A 26,519-nucleotide genomic window follows, 5' to 3' on the forward strand; every position below is an offset into this window, starting at 1 on the left:
AGTTATCAATAAAAATTAAGGATGTTTTTTGGGAAATTTTACCAACAATCAAATTGAGTTCTTGTTGGGTGTGCCTAATTTACGAGTCCTAATCAAACGTTTAACTGCACAACAGCTTATAAATCCAATGGAGGAATTTCACTTGGGAAATTACCTTGAATTAGATTAAGGATTTTCTCAAATTGATACTGGTGGGCGAGTTCCGTCAGATGAGTACCGAATTGAGCCAGGTCTGATGAAAGTTCAGCTACCAGTTCAACGATCGCAAAATCATCCCCACATAAAGCAGCATCTTCCAACTCCACCACCCATTCTTTTGGTAATGTTGCCAGAAGCATTGGATCGAGGGAATTTGAAACGGAAGATGCAACAGAACAGAGATCAGAAGGAAAACAATCTGTTCCCCGTTCGCCTTTTTCTGTTTCCTCTTCCTCATATACATACTCTAAACCTAGGTATTGGGCCATCTTAAGAAATAGGGTCTGTTCCCGGAAGGGCTTGCTGATGTAGTCATTGCAGCCAGCAGCTAAGGCGAGGGCGCGATCGCTCTGGGAAGCTTGGGCCGTAAGTGCAATAATGATACTGTTCTGTCCGTCTTCCATTGCCCGAATTTGCTTGGTAGCTTCATATCCATCTAACACGGGCATCCGAATGTCCATCCAGGTTAGGTCGGGTTGCCATTGTTGCCAAATCTGCACAGCTTGCTGTCCGTTGGTAGCTTCTTTTACCTCTAATCCTAATTGTGTCAGTAATCTGACCATTAGCAAGCGATTTTCTGCTTGATCGTCAACCACCAAAATGCGATGATCCCGTTCACTGGGAGCCAGCCCAATCACGAGGCGATTATTCTCTTCCGGTGTAACATTAACTCCACTGATGGGGCTGACGGGAAGGGTAAATGTGAAGGTACTCCCCTCTCCCAGAGTGCTGCTGACAGAAATTTTTCCGCCCATGAGTTCCAACAATTTGCGGCTAATGGTGAGACCTAGGCCAGTACCGGCGATCGATCGCTTCCCAGCTTGGGCTTGCACAAACGCATCGAAGATAGTATCGAGTTCGACCGATGCAATCCCTACACCTGTGTCAGCGACTACACACTGGAGAATCTGCCGAGTTGTGGTTAATGCCCCTGTACCGTCCGCCTCAATGCTGACTTGCAAAGTAATGCTTCCCCTCTCGGTAAATTTGATGGCATTACTCAGCAAATTGAGCAAAACCTGGCGCAGTTTTTGAGCATCGACAATCATAAATTGGGGAACTTCTGGCGCAATCTCGAAACAAAAGTCAAGTCCTTTAGAACTTGCTCGTTCCGCCAACATATTTCGGAGGGAATGCAGCAGCGCAATTAAGTCCAATCCGCTTTGTTCAACTGTGCAGTGTCCCGATTCAATTTTCGAGAGATCCAGCACATCGTTAATCAAACTCAAGAGGTGATCCCCACTCCGTCGAATTGTTTGCAGGTCTTGTTTTTGGTTGGGAGTTAAAGAGATGTCATGGGTCATTACCTGAGCAAATCCTAGAATTACATTGAGAGGAGTGCGTAATTCGTGGCTCATATTGGCTAGGAAGGTACTTTTTGCCAAATTCGCTGCTTCTGCTGCTTCCATGGCGTGCAGCAGTGCCAGTTCTTTTTGTTTGCGATCGCTGATATCTTTATGCGTTCCAATCATCCGTAAAGGCTTACCCTCTTCATCGTAGGCAACGATTTTCCCGTAGTTAGCGATCCACTTCCACTCACCTGACTTGCAACGCACACGATAGTCAAAGGCATATTTGAGAGAGCTATCTTGCAAGTTACTATTGAGAGCCTCAAAAACCCAGCATTTATCATCAGGGTGAATCATCTGTTCCCAGACTTTCACATCCATCACCAACTCACCGGGCTTGTAGCCCAGCATCTCCTGGTAGTAGGAATTAATGTAAACTTCTCCAGTTGCAATTTTCCAATCCCATAATCCATCTCCAGAGGCTTCTAGTGCCAGCATTAAGCGTTCTTCACTCAGTTGTAAAGCGGTTTCCGCTTGATGTTGTCGCGTCACATCGATCGCCACACCACCTACTAGCATTTGCCCAGGTAAGTCGGGGATGAGAAATTTGTAAACCAAAAACTCACCCAGAGTCCCATCTCGACGGGACGCCATCTCAATCGTTTCAATTAGCTCGTTGGTTTCAACAACCGTTTGGATATTGTCTAGATATTGTTGGGCGAAGGCGGCAGGGTAAAGTTCAAAAAGGGATTTTCCAATCACATCCTCACTGGGTAACTCCAAGGTATTGAGATAAGTCTGGCTGGCATAGAGCATTACACCATTTTCATCGGTAATCCAGGCAAGAGCAGGGCTGTGATTCATGAAGGCTTGGAAGCGAGTTTCACTCTCTCGGAGTGCCTGTTCTGCTTGTTGGCGTTCCGCTTCGTTGCGTTTGCGATCGCTAATATCCCGGCAGATACAGAAGTTCATTATCTCATCTTGTAATTCCACCCGGTTCCAGCTAATTTCCACGTCATATACAGAACCATCCTGGCGGCGATGTCGCGTTTCAAACAGCGGAATAACCTCCTCTCTCTGGAGCATAAGTTGTAGTTCTTCCTTCGTCCATTCAGCATCCCAATCAAACACACTCAGATTCAGGGTTTCTTCTAGGGTGTAGCCCAGCATTTGAGCAAAACTGGGACTAGCTTCGACAACTTTTCCGACCCAATCCATGACAACAACACCGTCCATTGAAGTGTTGAAGAAGGCTTTACTCCGCAGGAGTTCCTGTTCTAGTGCAAGTTCGGCTTTTTTGCGATCGCTAATATCTTTCATGAAGCAGTAATGCCCCAAAAATTGATGCTGTTCGTCGTAAGTTGAAATCATCACCAATTGCTTATAAAAAACCGAACCTTCTTTACGAACCCCTCTGGTTTCAACTTCAACTCTGCCCTCTTGCACCATCAGCTCATAGGCTGCAACGAGTTTTTTCAACTCATCGGGATCTACGGTTTTTTCCCAGGACATCCCGATCATTTCTTCTGGCTGATAGCCTGTCACGTCAGAATATGCTTTATTGACATAGATGTAACGCCCTTGTACATCCAGTTTGGAAATGCCGGACAGCGCATTTTTCATCACCTCACTCAGTTCTCTAAGCTCTGCTTCTGCGTGTTTGCGATCGGTGATATCTTCTGAAAAACAAAGTAGGTACTGGGGCTGATGCTGCTCGTCGTAAATGGGAATCTTCACCGTATGCAGCCAACGTTTTCCGAGACTATGACTGTCAATGATTTCTTCAGCAATATCCTCACTCTTACCTTTCTCAAAGGCTTCTCTATCCTTCTGGTCAAAAAAGATAGCCTGTTCTGTTGGGAAAAAATCATAGCCACTTTTGCCGATCGCTTGTTCGGCTGAAATGCCAAATAACCGTTCGCTGGTTTTATTCCAAAACTGAAATACCCCAAATCGTTTAGGCTGTGCGTCCTTAACAAAAATTGCGATCGGTAAATTATCCAGCAGTGCTTGTAAGAAATTGCGCGTTTTTTGGATTTCCAGTTCTACTTTTTTGCGCTGGCTAATATCAATAAACGTAACTACAACTCGTTGGATTTGACCAGTTTGATTTAACTCAGGGTAGGCATTAACTAATACCCAAACAAAACTATTAATTTCTTTTTGAATTCCTAAAACATAATTTTTGAGGGCACTTCCAGTGGATAAAACCTGATTCACGGGATATTCCTCTAGGGGCATAACGCTGCCATCTTCCCGCACCAAATGCAATGCCGGATCGCTCACGGGTTTTCCCAGCATTTGATCCATTGAAAACCCTAGTAATTCAGCGGCCGTTTCATTACAGAATTGGAGGCAGGTATCTGTCCCATGAATCACAAAACCCGCATTTAAGTTATCGATCAATTGCCGATATCTGGCTTCGCTGACCTGTAAAGCAACTTCAGCTTGCTTGCGCTCCGTAATGTCGGTGTGAGAGCCAGCCATCCGAATTACGTTACCTGCATCATCCCAAAGTGCTTGACCACGATCCAAAATCCATTTGTAGGAACCATCTTTGCAGCGAATGCGATGTTCTGTGATATAGAAAGGAGTTTTCTTGGCAAAATGATCTTGAACGGCTTGCATCACCCATCCCAAATCATCGGGATGTACCAGATTAGCCCATTCGTCTAGAATGTTTTGGATTTCATGGTCTTCATAGCCCAGCATTTCCTTCCAACGACTAGAAAAGAAGACCTCGTTGGTTTGAACATTCCAATCCCAAATGCCGTCATTATTCCCGCGTACAGAAAGTTCCCAGCGTTCTTCACTTTGACGTAGTGCTGCTTCTGCTTGTTTGCGGTCAGCAATATTCCGGGCAATCTTTGAGGCTCCAATTATATTCCCTGCATGGTCTTTAATGGGGGAGACACTCATCGAGACATCGATTAATGTTCCATCTTTCCTCAGCCTCTTTGTATCGTAGTGTTCGATGCGTTCTCCTCGCTGGATTTTAGTGATAATTTCGTTTTCCTCATCTCGATAGTCTGCGGGAATCACTTTTCTCCCTGATTGCCCTACTATTTCGGCCGCTGTATAGCCAAAAATTGTTTCGGCTCCTACATTCCAACTTGTAACTACACCCTCTAAATCTTTACTAAGAATGGCATCTTCCGAAGATTCAACGATCGCAGCTAGTCGGGCGATCGCAATTTCTGCCTGTTCTCGCTGGTGAATTTCCCATTGCAACTGGCGATTAGCTTTTTTGAATTTATCGACTTTGCCATAACTAATTTGTGCGAGATACACGACCCACATCAGGATCAAAACCAAAACTAAACCACCAATTAATACAACTCTTGGCCAATAAAATTTGACATTATTTAGTAGATATGAAGTTGGAAAAACCTCTATCCTCCAGTCTACACCATAGGCTTTCACTACAACTGTTTTATCCTCGGATTTTTGAGGCAAATACTTTTGACCGTAGATCAAATTTTGGCCATCATATATAGCCACATTGTACCCAGATGACACTTTTAAAATACTCTCAAATAGAGTTTTAAATTGAAAAACTCCGACAATAAACCCATCAAACCGTTCACCTACAAACAAAGGAAAACTTGCTAAAAATCCTTTACCCCCTTGAACAAGTGAAATATTGCCACTTAAGATAGGTTGACGCAAATCACGAGCTACTTGCAAAGTAATTTTCCGACGTAGTTCCCCATTCAAATCTAGGTTTTGCGCTGCCTCATTCCCTGCCAGTGGTGCAACCCATCGCACTTTAAATGATGGATCGACTAATGCGATCGCCTGATAACCGTAAAAATCCTTTACATAAGCCTCAGCATCGGCTTCCCAAAGAGCCTTTGGTGTACCGCCATTGGCTTGCCAGCGACTCGCCATTTGCCGAAGCGTCAACACTCGAATGGATAATCCTTCGGTTAGTTGTGACTGAATCGCATTGGCTTCCTGCTGAATTAACTGCTCAATGTGAATTTGTGCATTGATGGTTAGCTGTTGCCACGTAAATAAAACAGCAAAAGAAGCCACCACACCAAGCAAAAGAGGTAGCAATCGTTTAAGTGGTGTTTGGTCTAAACTTATAATGACTTTGCGTCGAGGGATCACCATAAATTAAGCGATAGATGAATAGAGCTGTTTTCGATTTATTGGGCTATAATTGGGTAATTTACTGAGGCAAGAGAGCTAAGTCTTGAGCCGGAAAACCAGTTAGTTATAAGGCACTATCTAAACTTTATACCCCCTCAAATGAGCTATTAGATTCCACTGGTAAAGAATCTTGTTCATTAAGCCCTAGCCCTCTAACTAGATTTAGAGATGGCGATGAGCAACATCTGTTCAGATTGTAAATAGGTGTTGTTTGCCAACATTGGCGACAAAACCAGTAGATTTGATGCTGGCGAACGTGACGGAGCATTTGATTCGAGCAGCAGGGGCACTGTGTCATAAAGACCTCTTTTTTAACTAAAGGCTATTTCACTCTTGTTGCAAAATGCTGTAAGCTCGCTTGAAGCAACGATAACAAGACCCTATACAAAAAAAATAAAGATTTGGTAAAGAATATAAAAGGGTTAAGGAAAAGATACAAGTTTAAACATTCCGTAATAAAAATAAGAGCGAAGAGAATTTTTATCCCACCATACGCACCTTGTAATATCACATCTGTTGTGTGATAATTATATACTATTCAGATGCAGCTTTTGAGACTCATTCCTACATCAAAGAATTTTCCTGTTCCCTGTTCATTGATTTGATCTGAGAGTCTAAATCCTAGCCCTACACCTTTGTATGAAGGTATCGCGGGCAGACAGTCTGGTGTAAAAGATGCGGTATCAGGAACAATCGATGCCTTCGCTAGCGACGGAATGCTGTTAGTAGGAGAAACGCTGAGACAGGGTTTAAGTCCAAGCCAATATTCTGTGATACCGGAGCAGCCTTTAACCTGCATTTCTTACGGCATGATATTGCCAGCAAGTGACACTGAATGGCAAGAAACAGTCAATAATTATATTCGCAATCAAAGTTCGACAAACCTGTTGGAAAAAGTGCTGGGGCGCAATTCTCCTTTCCTACCGATGAGTGTTGCCGCTCAAGATAAATGTATTTGAACCCAAATCGGGCAAGGTGGTCGGCGCGCACCAGAAGAATAGGGGTCAATCGATTGCGCGATTTTAGATTTTAGATTTTAGATTTTAGAGGCGACCCCACGGATCAATGCGGGGGCAATAAGTGATTTTCGATTTTCGATTTGGGATTGATTCCACGGATAAATCACGTGGCGGGTACTACCTTTGAAATTCGTGGTCAGGTGCGGATCTTGTCAGGGCAAGTCCGATCGCTGTAACCAGTGGCGTCAATAGGCTCTAAACTGGATTCAGGAAGGCGCGCAGCACAGGTTTAGGAGGGTCATCAGTGACAGAAAAAAGTTATCAATCGTCTTCTCTACCAACCTACGCGCGAAAAGAACTGCGGGAATTAGTTCGATCGCAGTTAAGGGCCCTGTTGGAAGAAGGAGACTTTAAAGGAGCAAAAGCGATTTTGCACCCGGTGCAGGAAGCAGACATAGCTGAAGCTATCGAAGGCCTGCCAGAAACCATGCAAGTAATAGCTTTCCGCTTGCTTTCCAAAGACGAAGCAATCGCAGTCTACGAATATCTCGACTCCAGCGTTCAGCAGTCCCTCTGCGAAAAATTCAAACGCCAAGAAGTCATTGACATTGTAGACAAAATGTCCCCGGACGATCGAGCTAAACTCTTTGACGAACTGCCGGCAATATTAGTCCGTCGCCTGTTGGGTGAATTGAGCCCGACGGAACGGGAAGCTACGGCTCAACTTTTGGGTTACGAAGCCAGTACCGCCGGTCGGATCATGACCCCGGAATATATTTCTCTCAAAGAAAGCTTTACCGTCGCCCAAGCTTTAGACCGAATTCGCTCTTTGGCTAAAACTACCGAAACAATTTATTCTCTTTACGTCACCGACGCCGGACGCAGCTTGACAGGTATTTTATCCCTGCGGGATTTAGTCACTTCGCCCCTCGACAAAACCGTCGGCGAAATTATGACCCGCGACGTAGTTTCTGTTCAAACAGGAACGGATCAAGAAGAAGTAGCTAGGCTGATCCAGCGTTACGATTTTTTAGCTGTGCCCGTTGTAGACCGCGAACAGCGTTTGGTCGGCATCATTACAGTTGACGATGCGATCGACATTTTAGAACAAGAAGCAGCCAAAGATATTTATACCTTGGGCGGCGTCCAATCCGGTGGCGACAATTATTTTCAGACCGATTTAATCACCGTTGCCCGGAAAAGAGTCGTGTGGCTGTTTGTTCTGCTTTTAACTAATACTGTCACCGGCGCAATTATTAGAGCTCAAGAAGATATTTTGAACCAAGTAGTCGCCCTAGCAGCCTTTATTCCCCTGCTGACGGGCACTGGAGGCAATGTCGGAGCTCAGTCCTCAACTGTTGTAATTCGCGGTTTGAACACTGACGAAATTACAGCAATGGGCCCGTTTCAAGTAATTGTTCGCGAGGGGATGGCGGGAGCGCTACTAGGAGCTATATTGGGGACTGTAGCGACGGGCTGGGCTTATACTCTGCAAGGGAGTTTAGCAGTGGCACTCGCGGTGGGAGTGAGTTTGTTTGCGATCGCAATTTTAGCTTCTATTGCCGGTTCAGCTCTGCCTTTTCTATTTCGTTCTTTGGGTTTAGACCCCGCTTTAATGTCTGCTCCCTTTATTACCACCGCAGTTGATGTCCTCGGGGTCTTGATTTATTTCACTTTAGCTCGACAAATTTTGCAGCTTTAATATATTTAATTACATGGCTGTCAATAAAAAACCCATAGTAATTTTAAATTCCGTGATGTACAGCCTCCCAATTCCCAATTCCCTATGCCCTATGCCCTATGCCCAATTCCCTATGCCCAATTCCCAATTCCCAATTCCTAATTAACTTATGTCATCATCCAATTCACCAACAAAAATCCAAAATCCCACGTCGAGCAATTTGTTAGAAACTGCTGAAGTGGTTTTTATTGCTGCCTCTGCTGTGGGATTGGCTGCTAGTTTGGTTTGGGAACAGAGCGTTTATGCTCAAGGCGCGATCGTGATTGCGTTGGTGTTGAATTTTGTGAACCGGCAGAAGCTGCACAAGCAAGTTAAAGCAAGTACGGCGGCCACGTTCGATCGCGTAAATCAACAAGCAGCTACTACCGATCGCGCGATCGAGCAATTGCAACTTGCTGTAAATGCTTTAGACGAAGCTCTTTCTCAAACATCTCGCGAAAATCTCAATGTTGGGCCTGGAGAAAACGTACACTCTCTAATTTCAGCAATTGAGAACCTGCGCCAGCGACTAATAATTTTAGAAAAAACTATTAAAATGATTCAAAGTGAGATCGAACTCACCAGCCGCCAATTCAAACAGCGACCGGAATTGCAACAAGTCGAAACTTTGACCACAATAATTCTGGACTTGCAGCAGTTTATCAACGAACTGCCACAGTGGGGCAATTTGCAGCAGCGGCAGCTAACAGAACTTCAGCAAAAAGTAGACAATGCTTTAGCGGAACTCTCAGAAGAAATTGCTGTGATTCCCAACCGCGTGCAAGAGGCGCTAGCCCATCGCGGTGGGGAAATTAACCCACAGTTGGGTTCTGGTTTGAATGGCGAGCAAAAGAATGGTTATCGACCTAAAACCCAGAATGAGAAAATTCGCCAGAAATATCCCAGAGCTTATGTCAAGTGGAGTCAGGATGAAGACGAAAATTTGAAGAAAGAATATGCTAGCGGTCAACAAATTGACGAATTAGCTCAGAGATTTCAGCGACAGCCTAGTGCGATTCGTTCGCGCTTACAAAAATTAGGATTAATCAAATAATGGGAATGGTATAGATAAAAATGAGTAAATCTCAAATCTAAAATCTAAAATCTAAAATCGGCAATAACAAAACGATCGCCCTTTTTTTTCAAAAGAGCGATCGCTTTGTTTCTGTATTCAGTACCGGCTGCTAACAGCGGGCCACTAACATTACATCTCAAGGCTTTTTAGCCTGGGTCTACCTCATTTTAGAAATCTTGGGGTAACAAAGAACTTAAACGCTCCAACAAAGGATCGGAATTCCGAGGAGGAGCAACTTCAGCATCAGGCACTACATTATCATCCGCCACAGAGTCAGACTCAATCGGGCCAGGCTCTACTACTTTTGAAACTGGGGCAAAAGAAACTTGAGCAAACTTACTGTTAACACTCCCCTGCAACTGATCCAACTGCGCGCTGAGTTGACTCAGTTGATGTTCCAGTCCCTCCAAACGGCTTAATTCCTCTGCCGAAACATTGTGCTCAAACTCAGCAAATTTCACCACAAGTTCAGCAATACGCTGTTCCAACCGCTGAAAGTTCTGTGTAGAGCTAGCAGACTCAGATACAGACAAAAACTGCCACAAAGCTTGCTTGCAGAGATTGCTGAAAGTCTGATACTTCGTGAAAGCCAACTCTTTTTCAATAGCGGCCAGCAAAGTTTGATCCGCAGCATCTTCCGTAAACGCCACCGAGAAATTCGCCTTATTTTTTGCCCACAGTGCCATAGGGTTCAAGCCTTAATGCGTTACTTTATCGTGGCTAGCTGAGCCTCAGCATAAATAAACTGTCCCAAAGCATTAGCTTTCCGGGAAGGCTGAGCCAAGTGAGCCTTAAGATTGGCGTCTTTAAGCAAAGGTTGCAAAACCTCCCAGAAAAACTCGCCGCCACCGCCAGTCAGAACCACATCCGTCACACGTTCGGGCAACCACTGCACCAAACGTTCGGACAGTTCGTTAGCGAAAGCCTCCCGCAAGTCCTTAATAATCGGATCTAAATTAGTCGGCTTAGTCGCTCCTCTGGGACGGTAGAAACGCTGGCCTTCGGGTTTATTCACCGCTTCCAGTAAAGACAGAGATTGAGGGTCTGCCCCCGGAATCTTTGAGGCAACTTGTTCGTAGAACTTGTTCATTGCGAAGGAATCGCTCTTTGAAGCCGCCCGGGCGAAACGGAAACGATCGACCATTAACAAATCGGTAGTTTGGTGTCCGATATCTACAACAGCCACCGACAGTTCCGGCAACTCCGGCGTAAACTCCTTGTTATCTTGAGCCTCGCACCAAATCAGGCTGCCGAACCCTTCCGGCATCACCCAAACGTGACTGATGTTAATATCCACCCGCTCGCCCCGGTACACCACAACGTGGGGAGAGCGCAGTTGGCTGATAATCTCTTCCTTTTCCTTCTCAAACTGATCCTGCGAATAAAACGGCAAACCCAGCACAACTGCTATTTCGCCTTTCATCTGGAAATATCCAGCACAGGAAAAGACCTTAACCAAAGCATCTACTACTTTCGATTGGTCAGCGCCACCGAGATTAGCGCCAAAATCTGCTGCCAATTGACCGATCGCGTAGCCCTTGCCCTGGTACTCCAGCCACATATCCAACAGAGGGTCTGTTGCTTTGGACTCAAAGCTGCCGCCCCGCACCTTTTCTACGGGCATAGTAGCCACGTTGGCAGGGATGAAAACAACGCTACTCGGGTTGCGACTCACGCAAGCTTTAGTTGCCGTCCGACCCAAATCAGCACTAATAATCGATTTGTTAGAAGCGACTTTAGTCTGCTGGGTCAGCATAGCCGAATTAGGAACAAGCTGTCTAGTTGTCATTGAAATGTGTTACCTCACTGAGCCTCACCATTATCATGCCTTATCCCTTGACACTGCCACGCTTAAAGACAGTGGGTTTTGCGGCGATTCTTCTAACTCTACCTAGATCGGTATCGAAATCAGCACCAAACATTATATTCGGGACGATCGCCCTTAATGGATTTTAGATTTTAGATTTTAGATTTTAGATTTTAGAGGCGACAACAGGGGCCGCGGTCCGGGGGCTTGTACCCTGGATGGTTTCGGTCGAGGAGTATTCTCGATCGATCGCGGCAATACGGCCTGTTGCCTGAGAGTGCATTGTTAAGTTAAATTTAGTTAAGATTCTGAGTGTAAACTTTTGTCGCACTTCTCCCACACCGCGATCTTACCCGATCTGTCCCCAATTCAAGGCATCCGCGTTTATGAAAATTTCTTGGCGAACTATACTACTTTGGACTTTACCCGCCTTAGTCATCGGCTTTTTCTTGTGGCAGGGGGCCTTTGCGCCATCCCCGGCAGAAATGAGCAAGAACACCGCCAGCACCCGCCTGAGCTACGGTCGATTCTTAGATTACTTAAACGCCGGTCGAGTGACCAGCGTTGACCTTTACGACGGAGGCCGGACGGCTATTGTCCTAGCAGTCGATCCCGAACTGGACAATCACGAGCAGCGGTGGCGGGTAGACTTGCCCTCAAATGCCCCGGAACTGGTTTCTAGGCTCAGAGACTCCAAAATCAGCTTCGACACTCACCCACTACGCAACGACGGTGCTGTCTGGGGACTTTTAGGCAATCTAGTATTTCCCCTCTTGTTAGTAGGAGGCCTGTTTTTCCTCTTCCGCCGCGGTGGCAACGTGCCAGGGGGCCCTGGCCAAGCGATGAACTTTGGCAAATCCAAAGCTCGCTTTCAAATGGAAGCTAAAACAGGCGTACTGTTTGACGACGTAGCAGGCGTTGAGGAAGCCAAAGAAGAACTACAAGAAGTAGTGACATTCCTCAAAAAACCCGAACGCTTCACCGCAGTCGGGGCGAAGATTCCCAAAGGCGTGCTGCTAGTTGGCCCTCCCGGAACCGGTAAAACCCTGCTGGCAAAAGCGATCGCAGGCGAAGCCGGCGTACCTTTCTTCAGCATCTCCGGTTCGGAATTTGTCGAAATGTTCGTCGGTGTCGGCGCTTCCCGCGTTCGGGACTTGTTCAAGAAAGCTAAAGAAAATGCTCCTTGCATCATCTTTATCGATGAAATCGATGCAGTGGGCCGCCAGCGCGGCGCCGGTATCGGTGGCGGTAACGACGAACGGGAACAAACCCTGAACCAGTTGCTGACCGAAATGGACGGTTTTGAGGGCAATACTGGCATTATCATCATTGCTGCCACGAACCGCCCCGACGTGCTCGACTCAGCGCTGCTGCGTCCGGGACGTTTTGACCGCCAAGTTAGCGTAGATACGCCGGATATCAAAGGTCGCTTGGAAATTTTGGAAGTTCACGCGCGCAACAAGAAGCTGTCTCCAGAGATTTCTTTGGACGCTATCGCCCGCCGCACTCCTGGTTTTACCGGCGCTGATTTGGCTAACTTGCTCAACGAAGCTGCGATTTTAACCGCCCGCCGCCGCAAAGAAGCGATTACGATGCTCGAAGTTGACGATGCAGTCGATCGCGTGGTAGCAGGTATGGAAGGCACTCCTTTGGTGGACAGCAAGAGCAAGCGCTTGATTGCTTACCACGAAATCGGCCACGCGATCGTCGGTACAATCATTCAAGCCCACGATCCAGTTCAAAAAGTTACCTTAGTTCCTCGCGGACAGGCCCGGGGCTTGACTTGGTTCATGCCCAGCGAAGACCAAGGTTTGATTTCAAGATCGCAAATTTTAGCCCGGATTAGCGGTGCTTTGGGTGGCCGCGCAGCCGAAGAAGTAGTTTTCGGCGATGCCGAAGTAACCACCGGTGCCGGCAACGACTTGCAGCAAGTAAGCGGTATGGCGCGCCAAATGGTAACTCGCTACGGGATGTCTACCTTGGGCCCGATCGCCCTGGAAGCCCAGCAAAGCGAAATTTTCCTCGGCCGCGACTACACAGCGCGATCGGAATATTCCGAAGAAATAGCCTCTCGGATTGACGGACAAGTTCGATCGATTGTCGATCACTGCTACGACGACGCCCGCCGAATTATTCGCGAAAATCGCACCGTGATCGATCGCTTAGTCGATTTGTTGATCGAAAAAGAAACCATCGACGGCGAAGAGTTGCGCCTAATCGTCTCTGAATACACTTTTGTTCCTGAAAAAGAACAATACGTTCCTCAACTTTAATAGTTGTTTGAACATTAGGGACACGGCATTGCCGTGTCTTTAAAAAGTAGGGACGCAAGACTATTGCCACGTCCCTACTTTTTTATTAAACTGTCAATAATATTAAACCGCCCCTAAACGCCAATTAACGCAGATGAATACTACATTGGCCCTACATACTAAGAATTTGTCATTTTTTTTTATAGCAGCTTTTATTTGTGTTGGTGTCAATACTTTGAGCGCCCGCGCCGAAAAATCAAGATGTTTTGTAGATATTTGCATCGACTCCAGCAGCGTTGAATTAAGCAAATCCGATATTCCCGGTGCTCCCTCTTATCCAGTCAGAACTATTTTAGTAACTCAACAGTTTAGTAACGATAAATTGTTGGCGCAAATGGAAGTTGACTGCCAGCAACGACAGTTGAGAACGGTCAGAGTTAGCCAAGATGGCGAAAATTGGTCGAATTTCTCTCCGAAATGGACTTTAGTCGATGGCCACTCATCTTTGTCTCGGCTGGTTGACTATACTTGTAAATTGGCGATCGCAGAACAAGAGAATAAATAAGTAGACCCAGAAAAAAACAGACACCTATATCTTCCACCCTTGCCTTGCGGGTGCAAGTTTGACAGCGCTTGAAACCGCCGAGTGTTAATATTACAATCAATCTAAAATCTAAAATCTAAAATCTAAAATCGGATGACAAACCCCACCGAATATCGGCAAAGACGCGAACAATTAATGGCAAAAATTGGCAGCGGGACGGCGATATTTCGCAGCGCACCCGCAGCCGTCATGCACAACGATGTAGAATATGCCTACCGACAAGATAGCGATTTTTTCTACTTAACCGGTTTCAACGAAGCTGCGGCGGTAGCAGTGCTCGCGCCACACCACGAAGAACACAAATTTGTGTTGTTTGTGCAGCCAAAAGACTTGGAAAAAGAAACTTGGCACGGTTATCGCGCCGGAGTAGAAGGCGCTAAGGAATTGTACGGCGCGGATGAAGCTTTCCCGATTAATGAACTTGCGGAAAAATTGCCGAAATATTTAGAAAAGGCCGATCGCATATATTATCACTTCGGGCGCGATCGTAGTTTCGACCAAACAGTCCTCAATCACTGGCAGCGCTTGATGGCAACCTATCCCAAACGTGGCACAGGCCCGACAGCAATCGAAGATTCCAACATCATTTTACACCCAATGCGGCTGGTGAAAAGCGAAACTGAATTAGCATTAATGCGAAAAGCCGCTAATATCTCAGTTGCAGCGCACAACCGCGCCCAAGAATTCGCCAAACCGGGCAGATACGAATATGAAATTCAAGCTGAAATAGAACATACTTTCGGCTTAAATGGCTGCACTCCCGCTTACCCTTCAATTGTTGCATCCGGCTACAATTCCTGCGTCCTCCACTACATCGAAAACAACCGCCAAATGCAGGAAAACGATTTGTTGCTAATAGATGCCGGTTGTGCTTGCGACTACTACAACGCTGATATTACTCGCACCTTTCCTGTTAGTGGCAAATTTACAACTGAACAACAGATAATTTATGACTTAGTTTTGCAATCACAATTGCAGGCAATTAGTCAAGTATATCCCGGAAATCCTTACAGCAAAATTCATGAAACAGCGGTGCGCGTTTTGGTGGAAGGTTTAATGGATTTAAAACTTTTGGTGGGCGACATTGAAGAGATAATTAAAGAAGAGAAATACAAGCCATTTTATATGCACCGCACTGGTCATTGGCTGGGATTGGATGTGCATGATGTCGGCGTTTATCAGTACGGCGAAAATCCGCAAGTTTTGCAGGCAGGACAAGTGCTGACGGTGGAACCGGGGATTTATATTTCTCCTTATATTAAACCCGTTGAAGGACAGCCGGAGGTTCCTGAAAAATGGCGCGGTATTGGCGTGAGAATTGAAGATGATGTTTTGGTGACATTGGAAAGTCATGAAGTCTTGACGGCGGGAGTTCCTAAATAAAGATAGAAGGCTTTGGGGATAAGTCAAGAAAAATTGATTAATTAAGTTGGCAGTAAAGGCTTGAGCTTTGTTAGTATTGAGATATTGCACCCTTCTCAATTAGCCTTTTATGAACAGGCTTTTCGGCCTGTTCCACAAAAGATAAATTTTCTTGTGGAACAGGCCGGAAAGCCTGTTGCTGACAATGGTGCAAAATGTGAGTTAGTATTAACTTGAAAAAGCTCAAGTCCGCAACTGCAAAACCTAGAGCAATTATGTGTATTGATCCTACCAAGATCGATCGACCTCTGGAAACCTGCGAAGCATTAGTAGCAGAGCAAAAAGCAAAGATTCGGCAACTCGAAGAGGATTTGCAGCAGCAGAGAGAATTGTGCCAGAAATTAGAAGCACAACTCAAAGCAGTCGAGAATGCTGGCGTTTCGGGTTCGGCAACAGAATTTGATATCATCGAGGACGATCGCATTGGGTTAATCACATCTCTGGAAAAAAGCCAGGAAATGTACCGAACTCTCATCAAACATTATCCCAATGGGTCGGTGTTTTTGTTCGATCGCGATTTGCGCTATACTCTGGTTGACGGCCAAGGTTTGGCAGTAGTTGGTTTGTCCAAAGAACTGTTGGAAGGCAAAACATTGTGGGAAGCATCGCCACCTGAAGATTGGCAACTTTTTGAGACTACATATCGCGCTGCTTTGGCAGGAAAAGAGAATACTTTTGAATATAAATACGGCGATCGCGTTTATTTAACAACAACTGTTCCCGTCAAAAACGACCGAGAAGAAATTTTTGCCGGCATGGTAGTTACTCATGATATCACCGAAAAACAACAGGCAGAAATAGCGCTGCAAGAAATCAAAAATCAGCTAAAAATTAAATATCAAAAGCGCACAGAAGACTTAAAAACAGCTAACACTCAATTGCGGGAAGAAATTATCTATCGCTGGCAGGCAGAAGAAGCTTTGCGAGAAAGCCAGGAACAGCTAGAATTGTTTTTCTCTCAATCTTTAGATGGTTTTTTATTTATGATGCTGGACGAACCAGTGCACTGGGACGATACAGTTGACAAAGAAAAAGTTTTGGATTATGTATTTACTAACGGGCGGGTAACGAAGGCAAATGATGCTTTGATAGCTCAATACGGGGGTACTAGGGAAGAGTTTATTGGTCGCACGCTTTACTCTTTGTTATCGCACAACTTGACTGGTGGCAGAGAGATAATCAGGGAATTTTTTGATGCTGGCAGAATCCACATCGAAAATGAGAATCGCACGTTTGACGGGGTTCCAGTTTGGATAGAAGGCGACTATATTTGCATTTACGATTCCCACGGCAGAATCGTGGGCTATTTTGGCGTGCAGCGCGATATTAGCGATCGCAAAAAAGCAGAAGCAACCCTCAGAGATAGCGAAGAACGCTTTCGGGCCACCGTCGAACAAGCGGCAGTCGGTATTACGCACCCTGACGCAACAGGCCGCTATTTGCGAGTCAATCAAAAATTCTGCGAGATAGTGGGATATAGTGCGAGCGAACTGCTGTCGCGAACTTGGATGGACGTTACTTACCCAGAAGATATAGATGCAGATTTAGAACAAAACAAGAAATTATTTGCCGGAAAAATTGACAGTTTTAAAATGGAAAAACGCTTGCTGCACAAAGACGGCACTGTAGTTTGGGTAAATATTACAGTATCGCTAATCAAAGAACCGCTGAGTGGGGCAATTTACAATGTAGTAGTGACAGAAGATATTAGCGATCGCAAAAAAACCGAAGCAGCACTGAAAGAGAGCGAAGAAAGGTTCCGACAGCTAGCAGAAAACATTGAAAGCGTGTTTTGGATGGTAAACGTTCAACCCCAGGAAATTATTTATATTAGTCCGGCTTATGCAAAAATATGGGGCAGAAGCTGTGCTGATTTGTATGCTTACGGGCGCTTTTTTACAGAGTCTTTCCATCCAGAAGATCGCGACCGCGTTATTGCTACCTTCACGAAACAAATGGAGTTTGAAAAGGATATCGAATATCGAATTTTCAGACCTGACGGCCAAATTCGCTGGATTCGCGCTCGGGCTTTTCCGATTAGAAATCAAGCTGGTCAAGTTTACCGCATCGTTGGCATTGCAGAAGATATAAGTGAAAGCAAACAGGCAGAAAAAACCATTCGTGAAAGTGAAGAACGCTTCCGCCAGCTAGCAGAAAATATCCAAGATTCCGTCTGGCTAATGTCTGCAGAATTCACCGATTTATTGTATCTGAGTCCAGCTTACGAACAAATCTGGGGGCGCAGTCGCGAAGAATTGTATGCTGATCCATTAAAAATGATGGAGTGGGTGCATCCAGAAGATAAAATCCTGTTGGAAGAGGCAATGGGGCGAGTGTTGCAGGGCGAGTCCACCAATACCGAATATCGGATTTTTCTGCCAGACGGCACAATTCGCTGGGTGTGCGATCGAGCTTTTCCCATTTACGACGAATCGGGTAAAATTTACCGCATCGCCGGTATTTGCGAAGATATCAGCGATCGCAAATTGACCGATGCCCGCATCCAAGCAGCACTCCGCGAAAAAGAAGTATTGCTCAAAGAAATTCACCACCGAGTCAAAAATAATATGCAGGTAATTTCCAGCTTGCTGCAACTTCAAGCTCAATACATTGAAGACGAAGCGACGCTAACTTTATTTGAAGAAAGCCAGACCCGCATCCATTCAATGGCTCTGATTCACGAGCAACTTTATCAATCCGAACATCTCGATCGCATCGCCCTCTCCCCCTACGTCGAAAACTTGGTTGCTAATTTGTATCAATCTTTTGGTTGCGGCAACACTTCAATCAAATTTAATCTCAAAGTTGACCCCATTTATTTAAACATAGAAACAGCAATTCCGTGCGGTTTAATTATTAACGAACTGGTTTCTAACTCTTTAAAATATGCCTTTATCTCAAGTCTTGCTGGTGAAATATCTATCAATTTTCATGAAATAAATAATTACCAATTTCATTTAACTATTCAAGATAACGGTCGCGGATTTCCGGCGAATTTTGACTGGGAAAATACTGAAACATTAGGATTGCGATTAGTAAAAATGTTGGCTTACCAATTAGAGGCGAGTATTGCCATTGACAGTCAGCGTGGAACCTGCTACAGTCTGATTTTCCAAGAGTTAAATTATCGGCAGCGTATTTAACAAAAAATGAACCCTATACAAATTTTGGTTGTAGAAGACGAAGTTATTGTAGCCCAAGACATAGCAGGTCGATTAAAAAAACTGGGATATGTAGTAACAGCTACAGTTTCTTCAGGAGAAGAAGCAATTAAAAAAGCGATCGAAAACCCGCCCGACTTAGTGTTGATGGATATCGTGCTTAAAGGTGACATGGACGGGGTAACAGCAGCCGAGAAAATCCGAACTAATAGGAATGTGCCGACAATATTTTTAACAGCTTATGCCGACGATCAAACGCTGCAAAGAGCGAAACTTACAGATCCATTCGGTTATATTATCAAACCATTTCAACAAAATGATTTGCGGGTGGCGATCGAGATTGCCCTGCACAGACACGAAATCGAAACCAAGATGCGAGAATCTCTCAAAGCCGCGGAAGCAGTCAGAGAGTCGGTGGAAGAAAAATCGCACCGCCAAAACCAGTATATTTCAATGGCCGCTCACGAATTGCGGAATCCCCTCAACGCGATTTTAATCTCTGCGGAACTTCTCGATCGAACTCGCAGCAGTGACGAATCCCAAGTTAGAACCCTGCGGCTGGTGCACTCAGCTACCCAAAAGATGAACCAGCTAATCGATGATATGCTGTTTATGGGTCGAGCAGAAGCAGGCCAACTCAAATGCAATCCATTACCGATAAATTTAGTCGAATTTTGTCAAGACTTGCTCGATCAATTGCAGTTAGGAAATGAAGCCAAGCACAAACTAACATTAATCCCGTCAGATGTTACCAGCGCGATGTTAGATCAACAATTGCTGCACGGCATTATTTCTAACTTAATCGTCAATGCCATCAAATATTCTCCCAACGGCGGGCAAGTCACCTTGGAATTGGAATGCCGTCTAGCAGGCGAGGGAGACAAAGAAGCTATTTTCTGCTTGTCTCCTCAGTGTTTGTTTGCCACTTCCCAATTTACAAATATTAGCTCTACCTTACTAATTATGCGTATCCGAGACGAAGGTATCGGCATCCCAGAAACTGAAGTAGGGAAAATATTTGAAATGTTTTACCGCTGCAAGAATACGGGAAAGATTAAAGGTAACGGTTTGGGATTAACAATTGTTAAAAAAGCTGTGGAATTGCAAGGAGGGGCGATCGCCTGCGAAAGCAAAATCGGCGTTGGTACAACCTTCACCGTCGCCCTTCCTTACGTAGCACTTTCCTGTTCGACTCAACGGCAAAAAACTTAAATGCCACTACAAACACTAATCAAACTGTTGTAAAATCCACTCCACTGCTACCGCTAAATTTGCTGCAATAAAATCAGGTTTAGTATGGTGCTGATACTCCCCGCTCAACACGCTTTCCCCGTAACCAGTCTGCACCAAAATGCCAGTACAGCCGGCATTGTGAGCCATATCAACATCAGTCGCTTTATCTCCTACCATAAAACTATTCGGCAAATCCAAATCGTATTCCCAAGCCGCTGCTACCAACATCCCTGTATTTGGTTTTCGCCACGTTGTATACCGCGTAAATTCGGGGTTTATTCCGCCTTCTGCTGCGCTTAAATAAGGACAGTAATAAAGAGCATCTAACTTGGCTTTTGCTTCATTTTCTAATAACTGACACAGGCGTTTGTGCAAAGCTTCTACGTGGCTAACCGGATAATAATCTCTCGCCGGGCCGGATTGATTGGAAACCAAACAGCAAAATATTTGTTTGTCATTTAAACGGCGTACAGCTTGGGCGACTCCGGGGATTAAATGCAAATCTTCTACTTTGTGAATGTAACCAGCTTCGATATTGAGGACGCCATCTCTGTCAAGAAATACTGCTCGTTTCATTGTTGTATTGTTTTTGATATAATATAAAACTCGGTGGCATCGGAATTGATATTACTTAAGCTTTTCGTCGGCTATTCCTCCCGCCTACCCGCCAGCCCGCCAGGGAATGAATTCCCTGTCTCATAGCGAAAGTCCTCTAAAAGAGGACTGAATAATTTAAGTATTTTTTCCGCATTAATTACACAATATTTCTACTGAAACCCTTGCCTAGCAAGGAGTCTTTATGTAATTAATTTTGTGTGGTTACTTATTAGTCCTCTAAAAGAGGACTTCAGCTTTGAGGCAGGGGTTTCAACCCCTGTCGGACTATCGGTTTAACGTGTTTGTTGACTCCAATGGACACTGGCGTGTCCTCATCATCATTCTAAAATAGATTGTTTTCCCAGCCATTCGCGGAAACTATTATGATACAAACTATAGCAAATTTCTCCTCCAATTTCTTGTTTATTTAAGAACTCGATCCAATTGTCTAACACTTTTTCAACATCGTATTCATCCCGATCAATTATATTGGCGATCGCACTTACAGACAAACCTGTTGGGGATTTTACCAAAACATTGAGCACAGACAACTCGATCGCCGATAAGCCCTCACCTGTCATCCGCAGCCAGTGGTTTTGATAATAGGCTGCTAAACCGGGAGGAAGTTCACAGAGTAGTGAGGACTCTCCCAGATTAGCATCGGGGTGTGAATTCTCGTTAATGGCCCTTAACATCTGACTCAGATACATAAAATTGTTTTCGCTGACAGTGGCGAGTTGTTGGCAGAATTCGGGTTGAGTTAAATCCGGTGCGGTTGATAGGTATTGCTGAATGTAGTTCAGGGCATCCTCGCGATTTTGGGCGGGATAATCTCTTAAATCGAGAGTTTGAGAGGGGGTTTCAATTAACAAACCGGATTTCTCTCTCAAAAACGGGCGGCGGGCGAGGATAAAATAAGTACGATCGCCCAAATATCTCGGCAGATAAAACAGATTTGTGCTGGGAGGCTGACTCGTGCGGGCGATCGCGTCTACAGAATCAATGACAATTATCAACTTTTGGCGATGACGTGCCGTCTCGCAAGCTACGTTTAATTTATCGCTAATTTGCTGAAGCAACAAAGACAGAAACCAACTCCCATCATCGGATTCGAGATTTTGAAGTTGAGATCTTAGCTTGACAATTTCCGATGTTTCCCCATTGGCGGCAAGGTATTTGTCAATCAGTTGAGTGCAGACAGAAGCGAGAAAATCTTCAGCTCGATTTTTGCCCTCAACTGCAGCGTTGTAATAGATACTGCGAGGATGGGCGGTGACATATTGGGCGAGGATGGAACTTTTGCCGCAGCCGGGAGTGCCGACTATTGTGAAATAACCGCGGCTGTGGGAGTCCAGAAAGTCGGAAATCGCAGAAAAAACAAACTTGCGGCCGACAAAATTCTCGGTTTTTTCTCGCAGGAGTTGCTGAAATTCTATTGGGTAAGCAGCGGTATAGATGGGTGTTGAGAGAGGTGAGGAATTCATGTTAGTGCCTCCACCCCTTCTAGCCGCAGGAAATATACGCGGCCGGATTCGTCGCCTACCACCATTGTCAGTCCATCGGGTGCAATGGCGCAAGAGGCGATCGCACTTTTACACGTGAAACTAGCAATGACATTTCCACTCGCCAAATCCCAGACTTTGAGAGTGTTGTCATCTGAACCAGAAATTGCCAGCTTCCCATCAGTAGTGACGGCTACTGCATTTACTGAGTAACTGTGGCCTTCGAGAGTAAACAGTTGCTTTCGAGTGGTTAAATCCCAGACTTTGAGGGTGTTGTCCGATGCACCAGAAATTGCCAGCTTGCCATCAGCACTGACGGCTACTGCATTTACTGAGTTGCTGTGACCAGTGAGTGTAAACTGTTGCTTTCCGGTAGTTAAATCCCAGACTTTTAGGGTGTTGTCCGATGCACCAGAAATTGCCAGCTTGCCATCAGCACTGACGGCTACTGCATTTACTGAGTTGCTGTGACCAGTGAGTGTAAAGTGTTGCTTTCCAGTGGTTAAATCCCAGACTTTTAAGGTGTTGTCTGCTGAACCAGAAATTGCCCACTTGCCATCAACAGTGATGGCTACTGCATTTACTAAGTTGCTGTGACCAGAGAGTGTAAACTGTTGCTTTCCGGTAGTTAAATCCCAGACTTTTAGGGGGTTGCCTGCTGAAGAAGAAATTGCCCACTTGCCATCCCCAGTGACAGCGGCTCCATTTACCAGGTAGCCATAACCTTTGAGAGTAAAGAGTTGCTTTCCCGTGGTTAAATCCCAGACTTTCAGGGTGTTGTCTGCTGAAGCAGAAATTGCCCGTTTGCCATCCGCAGTTACTGCTACCGAATTTACCAAGTAGCTATGACCTTTAAGAGTAATGTGTTCGTTTCCCGTGGTTAAATCCCAGACTTTGAGGGTGGCATCCCGTGAACCAGAAATTGCCCGCTTGCCATCAGCGGTGACAGCGACTGTATTTACCGAGTAACGGTGACCTTCGAGAGTAAATTCTTCTTTTCCAGTTATTAAATCCCAGACTTTGAGGGTGTTGTCGAAAGAACCAGAAATTGCCCGCTTGCCATCCGCAGTGATGGCGACTGCATATACTAAATCGCTATGACCTTTGAGAGTAAACAATTTCTTATTTACCGAGTAACTGTGACCTTCAAGAATAAATTCTTTTTTTCCAGTGGTTAAATCCCAGACTTTGAGAGTATTGTCCTTTGAACCAGAAATTGCCAGCTTGCCATCCGCAGTGATGGCGACTGCATATACTGAACCGCTATGACCTTTGAGAGTAAGTTCTTCTTTTCTCGTAGTTAAATTCCAGACTTTGAGTGTTTTGTCTCCTGAACCAGAAATTGCCCGCTTGCCATCCGCAGTTACTGCTACTGCACCTACCCAGTAACTGTGACCTTTGAGAGTAAATTCTTCTTTTCCAGTGGTTAAATCCCAGACTTTGAGGGTGTTGTCTGCTGAACCAGAAATTGCCCGCTTGCCATCCGCAGTTACTGCTACTGCATATACTGAATCGCTATGACCTTTGAGAGTAAATTCTTCTTTTTCTGTAGTTAAATTCCAAACTTTGAGTGTTTTGTCTGCTGAACCAGAAATTGCCTGCTTGCCATCAGCACTGACTGCTACCGCATTTATCAAGTTGCTGTGGCCTTTGAGAGTAAACTGTTCATTTCCAGTGGTTAAATCCAAGACTTTGAGCTTGTCTGCTGAACCGGAAATTACCCGCTTGCCATCAGCAGTGACGGCTACTGCATTTACCGATTTGCTGTGACCTGTGAGGGTGCGTAGTAGTCCCCTGCCAGGGGGAGTTAAACAAGGTGTCAAAGGACGCAACCAAGGTGATGCTTTCCACTGCTTGGCTACTTCCAGCATTGCCTGAATTTCTGGCATTTCAAAGTACAGTAAGCGCCCTAACAATTGTTCCGCTAGTTGGTTTTTATCTCGCTCCAAAATATCGGCTGACATCCAAAGTACCCTTTGAATCAAGTTCAAGGCTTTTGCTGTTTCTGAGTTGTATTCTAGGTTAGTGACTGCTTCAGAAGCGTCAACCAAATCGAAATCATCAATAAGTGCCTGCACCCCAAACTCAGGATGCTGAATCTTTGCCATCAGAAAATTAAAATCTGTCAGTCTTTGATAATACTTTTCTAAATTCCCTGACTTGACATGATTTGGCAGTAAGCTGCCCAGATAAGCACGTTGATAGAAAAGTGGTTTGGCCGCTAACTTGTCAGCAAATTCTCCCATCTCACGCCATCCCCTGTTCTAAATACTCAGTAATCCCTTCGAGTCGCAGGAAATATACGCGGCCGGATTCGTCGCCTGCCACAATTGTGACTCCATCGGGTGCAATAGCGCAACAGGCGATCGAACTTTCACCCGTGAAACTCGCAATGACACTTCCACTCAACAAATCCCAGACTTCGAGGGTTTTGTCAAATGAACCAGAAATCGCTCGCTTGCCATCGGAGGTGACGGCGATTGCTTTTACGGAGTTGCTGTGACCATTGAGAGTAAACAGTTCCTTTCCAGTTGTTAAATCCCAGACTTTGAGGGTGTTGTCTCTTGAACCAGAAATCGCCCGCTTGTCCTCAGCAGTGACGGCTACTGCATTTACGGAGTTGCTGTGACCATTGAGAGTAAACAGTTCGTTTCCAGTTGTTAAATCCCAGACTTTGAGGGTGTTGTCATCTGAACCAGAAATTGCCCGTTTGCCATCACCAGTGACGGCTACTGCTTTTACCAAGTATCTGTGACCATTGAGAGTAAACAGTTCGTTTCTAGTTGTTAAATCCCAGACTTTGAGGGTGTTGTCATCTGAACCAGAAATCGCCAGCTTGCCATCAGCAGTGACGGCTACTGCTGTTACCGAGCCACTGTGACCCTTGAGAGCAAAAAGTTCCTTTCGAGTTGTTAAATCCCAGACCTTCAGGGTTTTGTCATATGAACAAGAAATCGCCAGCTTGCCATCATCAGTGACGGCTACTGCATTTATCGAGCCACTGTGACCCTTGAGAGTAAACAGTTCGTTTCTAGTTGTTAAATCCCAGACTTTGAGGGTGTTGTCATTTGAGCCAGAAATAGCCCATTTGCCATCAGCAGTGACAGCTACTGCATGTACCGAGTCGCTGTGACCATTGGGAATAAACTGTTCATCTCCAGTTGTTAAATCCCAGACCTTGAGGGTTGTGTCTCTTGAACCAGAAATCGCCCGCTTGCCATCAGCAGTGACGGCTACTGCTGTTACCCATTCACTGTGACCATTGAGAGTAAAAAGTTCGTTTCCAGTTGTTAAATCCCAGACTTTGAGGGTTTTGTCCAATGAACCAGAAATTGCCCGCTTGCCATCAGGAGTGACGGCTACTGCTGTTACCGATTCACTGTGACCCTTGAGAGTAAACAGTTCGTTTACCGAATCACTGTGACTAAGAGTAAACAGTTCGTTTCTAGTTGTTAAATCCCAGACTTTAAGGGTGTTATCATCTCCGCCAGAAATCGCCCACTTCCCATCAGCACTGACGGCTACTGCATTTACCGAGTAGGAGTGACTCCGATTGGCAGCAAACAATACATTTCCAGTTGTTAAATCCCAGACCATGAGAATGCTGCCATATGAACCAGAAATCGCCCGCTTGCCATCAGCACTGACGGCTACTGCATTTACGAAGCTTGCCGAGTTTCTCCAACCATAGATATAGAGGGTCAACTCTTCCTTTCCAGTTGTTAAATCCCAGACTTTAAGAGTGTTGTCATCTGAACGAGAAATCGCCCGCTTGCCATCAGCAGTGACGGCTAATGGGACTGAGTAGCTGTGATCATTGAAAGTAAACTCTTCCTTTCCAGTTGTTAAATCCCAAATTTTGAGGGTTTTGTCATATGAACCAGAAATCGCCCGCTTCCCATCACTGCTGATGGCTACTACATGGACTGAGTAGCTGTGACCATTGAAAGTAAACAGTTCCTTTCCAGTTGTTAAATCCCAAACCTTGAGGGTTTTGTCATCTGAACCAGAAATCGCCCGCTTCCCATCAGCGCTGACGGCTACTGCATGAACCGAATCGCCATGACCTTCTAGGGTGCGTAGCAATCCTCTGCGAGAGGGAGTTAAACAGGGTGTCAAAGGACGTAACCAAGTTGCAGCTTTCCACTGTTGGGCTACCTCTAGCATTGCCTGAATTGCTGGAATGTTAAAGTGCAACAAGCGCCCTAACAATTGGCCTGCCAGTTGCGTCCGATCTCGATCCAAAATATCGGCAGACATCCACAGTACCCTTTGAATCAAGTTCAGGGCTTTCGCTGTTTCTGAGTTGTATTCTGGGTTAGTTACTGCTTCTGAATCGTCAACCAAATTGAAATCATCAATCAGTGCCTGCACCCCAAACTCAGGATGCTGAATCTTTGCCATCAGGAAGTTAAAATCAGTCAGTTTTTGATAATACTTTTCTAAATTCCCTGACTTGACATAATTGGGCAGTAAGCTGCCCAGGTAAGCACGTTGATAGAAAAGTGGTTTGGCCGCTAACTTGTCAGCAAATTCTCCCAT

The 26,519-nt window shown here is 45.3% G+C and carries 15 protein-coding genes; 8 read left to right on the top strand and 7 right to left on the bottom strand.

Annotation, left to right across the window (positions count from 1 at the left end; all coding sequences use genetic code 11):
• Positions 1 to 116: 116 nt before the first annotated feature.
• The gene (locus QUB20_RS05915) at positions 117 to 5,606 is read right to left on the bottom strand and encodes a PAS domain S-box protein (protein ID WP_333246679.1); all 5,490 of its coding nucleotides are present in this window, start codon (positions 5,604 to 5,606) and stop codon (positions 117 to 119) included.
• Between the two features lie 674 nt (positions 5,607 to 6,280).
• Between QUB20_RS05915 and QUB20_RS05920 the strand changes: the two genes are divergently transcribed.
• The 3 genes from QUB20_RS05920 (at position 6,281) to QUB20_RS05930 (ending at position 9,378) form a co-directional block, all read left to right on the top strand.
• Entirely contained in the window at positions 6,281 to 6,604 is a 324-nt protein-coding gene (locus QUB20_RS05920) for a hypothetical protein (RefSeq protein ID WP_333211537.1), read from the top strand.
• 304 nt (positions 6,605 to 6,908) lie between these two features.
• Positions 6,909 to 8,306: a magnesium transporter gene (gene mgtE / locus QUB20_RS05925; RefSeq protein ID WP_333246677.1), complete on the top strand. Its 1,398-nt coding sequence runs from the start codon at positions 6,909 to 6,911 to the stop codon at positions 8,304 to 8,306.
• 148 nt (positions 8,307 to 8,454) lie between these two features.
• Positions 8,455 to 9,378, top strand: coding sequence for a hypothetical protein (locus QUB20_RS05930; RefSeq protein WP_333246675.1), 924 nt, complete (start codon positions 8,455 to 8,457; stop codon positions 9,376 to 9,378).
• Positions 9,379 to 9,566: 188 nt separating this feature from the next.
• Here QUB20_RS05930 and QUB20_RS05935 read toward each other — a convergent pair whose 3' ends face one another.
• On the bottom strand, positions 9,567 to 10,085 hold the full coding sequence (locus tag QUB20_RS05935; RefSeq protein ID WP_333056950.1) for a hypothetical protein: 519 nt from the start codon (positions 10,083 to 10,085) through the stop codon (positions 9,567 to 9,569).
• A 20-nt stretch (positions 10,086 to 10,105) separates the two neighbouring features.
• Entirely contained in the window at positions 10,106 to 11,188 is a 1,083-nt protein-coding gene (locus tag QUB20_RS05940) for a ParM/StbA family protein (protein ID WP_333041971.1), read from the bottom strand.
• A gap of 404 nt (positions 11,189 to 11,592) precedes the next feature.
• Here QUB20_RS05940 and ftsH2 point away from each other — a divergent pair, with 404 nt between their 5' ends.
• The 5 genes from ftsH2 to QUB20_RS05965 all read left to right on the top strand — a co-directional run bounded on the left by ftsH2 (position 11,593) and on the right by QUB20_RS05965 (position 19,857).
• Entirely contained in the window at positions 11,593 to 13,479 is a 1,887-nt protein-coding gene (gene ftsH2 / locus QUB20_RS05945) for an ATP-dependent zinc metalloprotease FtsH2 (protein ID WP_333082514.1), read from the top strand.
• A gap of 133 nt (positions 13,480 to 13,612) precedes the next feature.
• Positions 13,613 to 14,023, top strand: a complete 411-nt coding sequence (locus QUB20_RS05950) for a hypothetical protein (RefSeq protein WP_333246672.1) — start codon at positions 13,613 to 13,615, stop codon at positions 14,021 to 14,023.
• 132 nt (positions 14,024 to 14,155) lie between these two features.
• Complete coding sequence (locus QUB20_RS05955) at positions 14,156 to 15,445, top strand: aminopeptidase P N-terminal domain-containing protein (protein ID WP_333246670.1); 1,290 nt, start codon at positions 14,156 to 14,158, stop codon at positions 15,443 to 15,445.
• 254 nt (positions 15,446 to 15,699) lie between these two features.
• The gene (locus QUB20_RS05960; protein ID WP_333246668.1) at positions 15,700 to 18,627 is read left to right on the top strand and encodes a PAS domain S-box protein; all 2,928 of its coding nucleotides are present in this window, start codon (positions 15,700 to 15,702) and stop codon (positions 18,625 to 18,627) included.
• Positions 18,628 to 18,633: 6 nt separating this feature from the next.
• A complete protein-coding gene (locus QUB20_RS05965) occupies positions 18,634 to 19,857 on the top strand; it encodes an ATP-binding protein (protein ID WP_333246666.1) in 1,224 nt (407 codons plus the stop codon).
• Positions 19,858 to 19,872: 15 nt separating this feature from the next.
• Here the strand turns inward: QUB20_RS05965 and QUB20_RS05970 are convergent, their stop codons facing one another.
• The 4 genes from QUB20_RS05970 to QUB20_RS05985 form a co-directional block, all read right to left on the bottom strand.
• Positions 19,873 to 20,454 carry an HAD family hydrolase gene (locus QUB20_RS05970; protein ID WP_333246664.1) on the bottom strand — a complete coding sequence of 194 codons (582 nt, stop codon included), beginning with the start codon at positions 20,452 to 20,454 and terminating at the stop codon, positions 19,873 to 19,875.
• A 359-nt stretch (positions 20,455 to 20,813) separates the two neighbouring features.
• Positions 20,814 to 21,959 carry an ATP-binding protein gene (locus QUB20_RS05975; protein WP_333246662.1) on the bottom strand — a complete coding sequence of 382 codons (1,146 nt, stop codon included), beginning with the start codon at positions 21,957 to 21,959 and terminating at the stop codon, positions 20,814 to 20,816.
• Positions 21,956 to 24,223, bottom strand: coding sequence for a WD40 repeat domain-containing protein (locus QUB20_RS05980; RefSeq protein ID WP_333291231.1), 2,268 nt, complete (start codon positions 24,221 to 24,223; stop codon positions 21,956 to 21,958). The genes QUB20_RS05975 and QUB20_RS05980 overlap by 4 nt, the downstream gene beginning before the upstream one ends.
• A gap of 1 nt (position 24,224) precedes the next feature.
• Entirely contained in the window at positions 24,225 to 26,519 is a 2,295-nt protein-coding gene (locus tag QUB20_RS05985) for a hypothetical protein (protein WP_333246656.1), read from the bottom strand.

It is taken from the genome of Microcoleus sp. B4-C2, from assembly GCF_036705265.1.
Lineage (GTDB): Bacteria > Cyanobacteriota > Cyanobacteriia > Cyanobacteriales > Microcoleaceae > Microcoleus.

Coding starts and splice junctions, on each gene's coding strand:
- QUB20_RS05980 (WP_333291231.1), bottom strand. CDS start 24,223: ATGGGAGAATTTGCTGACAAGTTAGCGGCCAAACCACTTTTCTATCAA.
- ftsH2 (WP_333082514.1), top strand. CDS start 11,593: ATGAAAATTTCTTGGCGAACTATACTACTTTGGACTTTACCCGCCTTA.
- QUB20_RS05985 (WP_333246656.1), bottom strand. CDS start 26,519: ATGGGAGAATTTGCTGACAAGTTAGCGGCCAAACCACTTTTCTATCAA.
- QUB20_RS05955 (WP_333246670.1), top strand. CDS start 14,156: ATGACAAACCCCACCGAATATCGGCAAAGACGCGAACAATTAATGGCA.
- QUB20_RS05975 (WP_333246662.1), bottom strand. CDS start 21,959: ATGAATTCCTCACCTCTCTCAACACCCATCTATACCGCTGCTTACCCA.
- QUB20_RS05950 (WP_333246672.1), top strand. CDS start 13,613: ATGAATACTACATTGGCCCTACATACTAAGAATTTGTCATTTTTTTTT.
- QUB20_RS05970 (WP_333246664.1), bottom strand. CDS start 20,454: ATGAAACGAGCAGTATTTCTTGACAGAGATGGCGTCCTCAATATCGAA.
- QUB20_RS05915 (WP_333246679.1), bottom strand. CDS start 5,606: ATGGTGATCCCTCGACGCAAAGTCATTATAAGTTTAGACCAAACACCA.
- QUB20_RS05960 (WP_333246668.1), top strand. CDS start 15,700: ATGTGTATTGATCCTACCAAGATCGATCGACCTCTGGAAACCTGCGAA.
- QUB20_RS05940 (WP_333041971.1), bottom strand. CDS start 11,188: ATGACAACTAGACAGCTTGTTCCTAATTCGGCTATGCTGACCCAGCAG.
- QUB20_RS05930 (WP_333246675.1), top strand. CDS start 8,455: ATGTCATCATCCAATTCACCAACAAAAATCCAAAATCCCACGTCGAGC.
- QUB20_RS05935 (WP_333056950.1), bottom strand. CDS start 10,085: ATGGCACTGTGGGCAAAAAATAAGGCGAATTTCTCGGTGGCGTTTACG.
- QUB20_RS05965 (WP_333246666.1), top strand. CDS start 18,634: ATGAACCCTATACAAATTTTGGTTGTAGAAGACGAAGTTATTGTAGCC.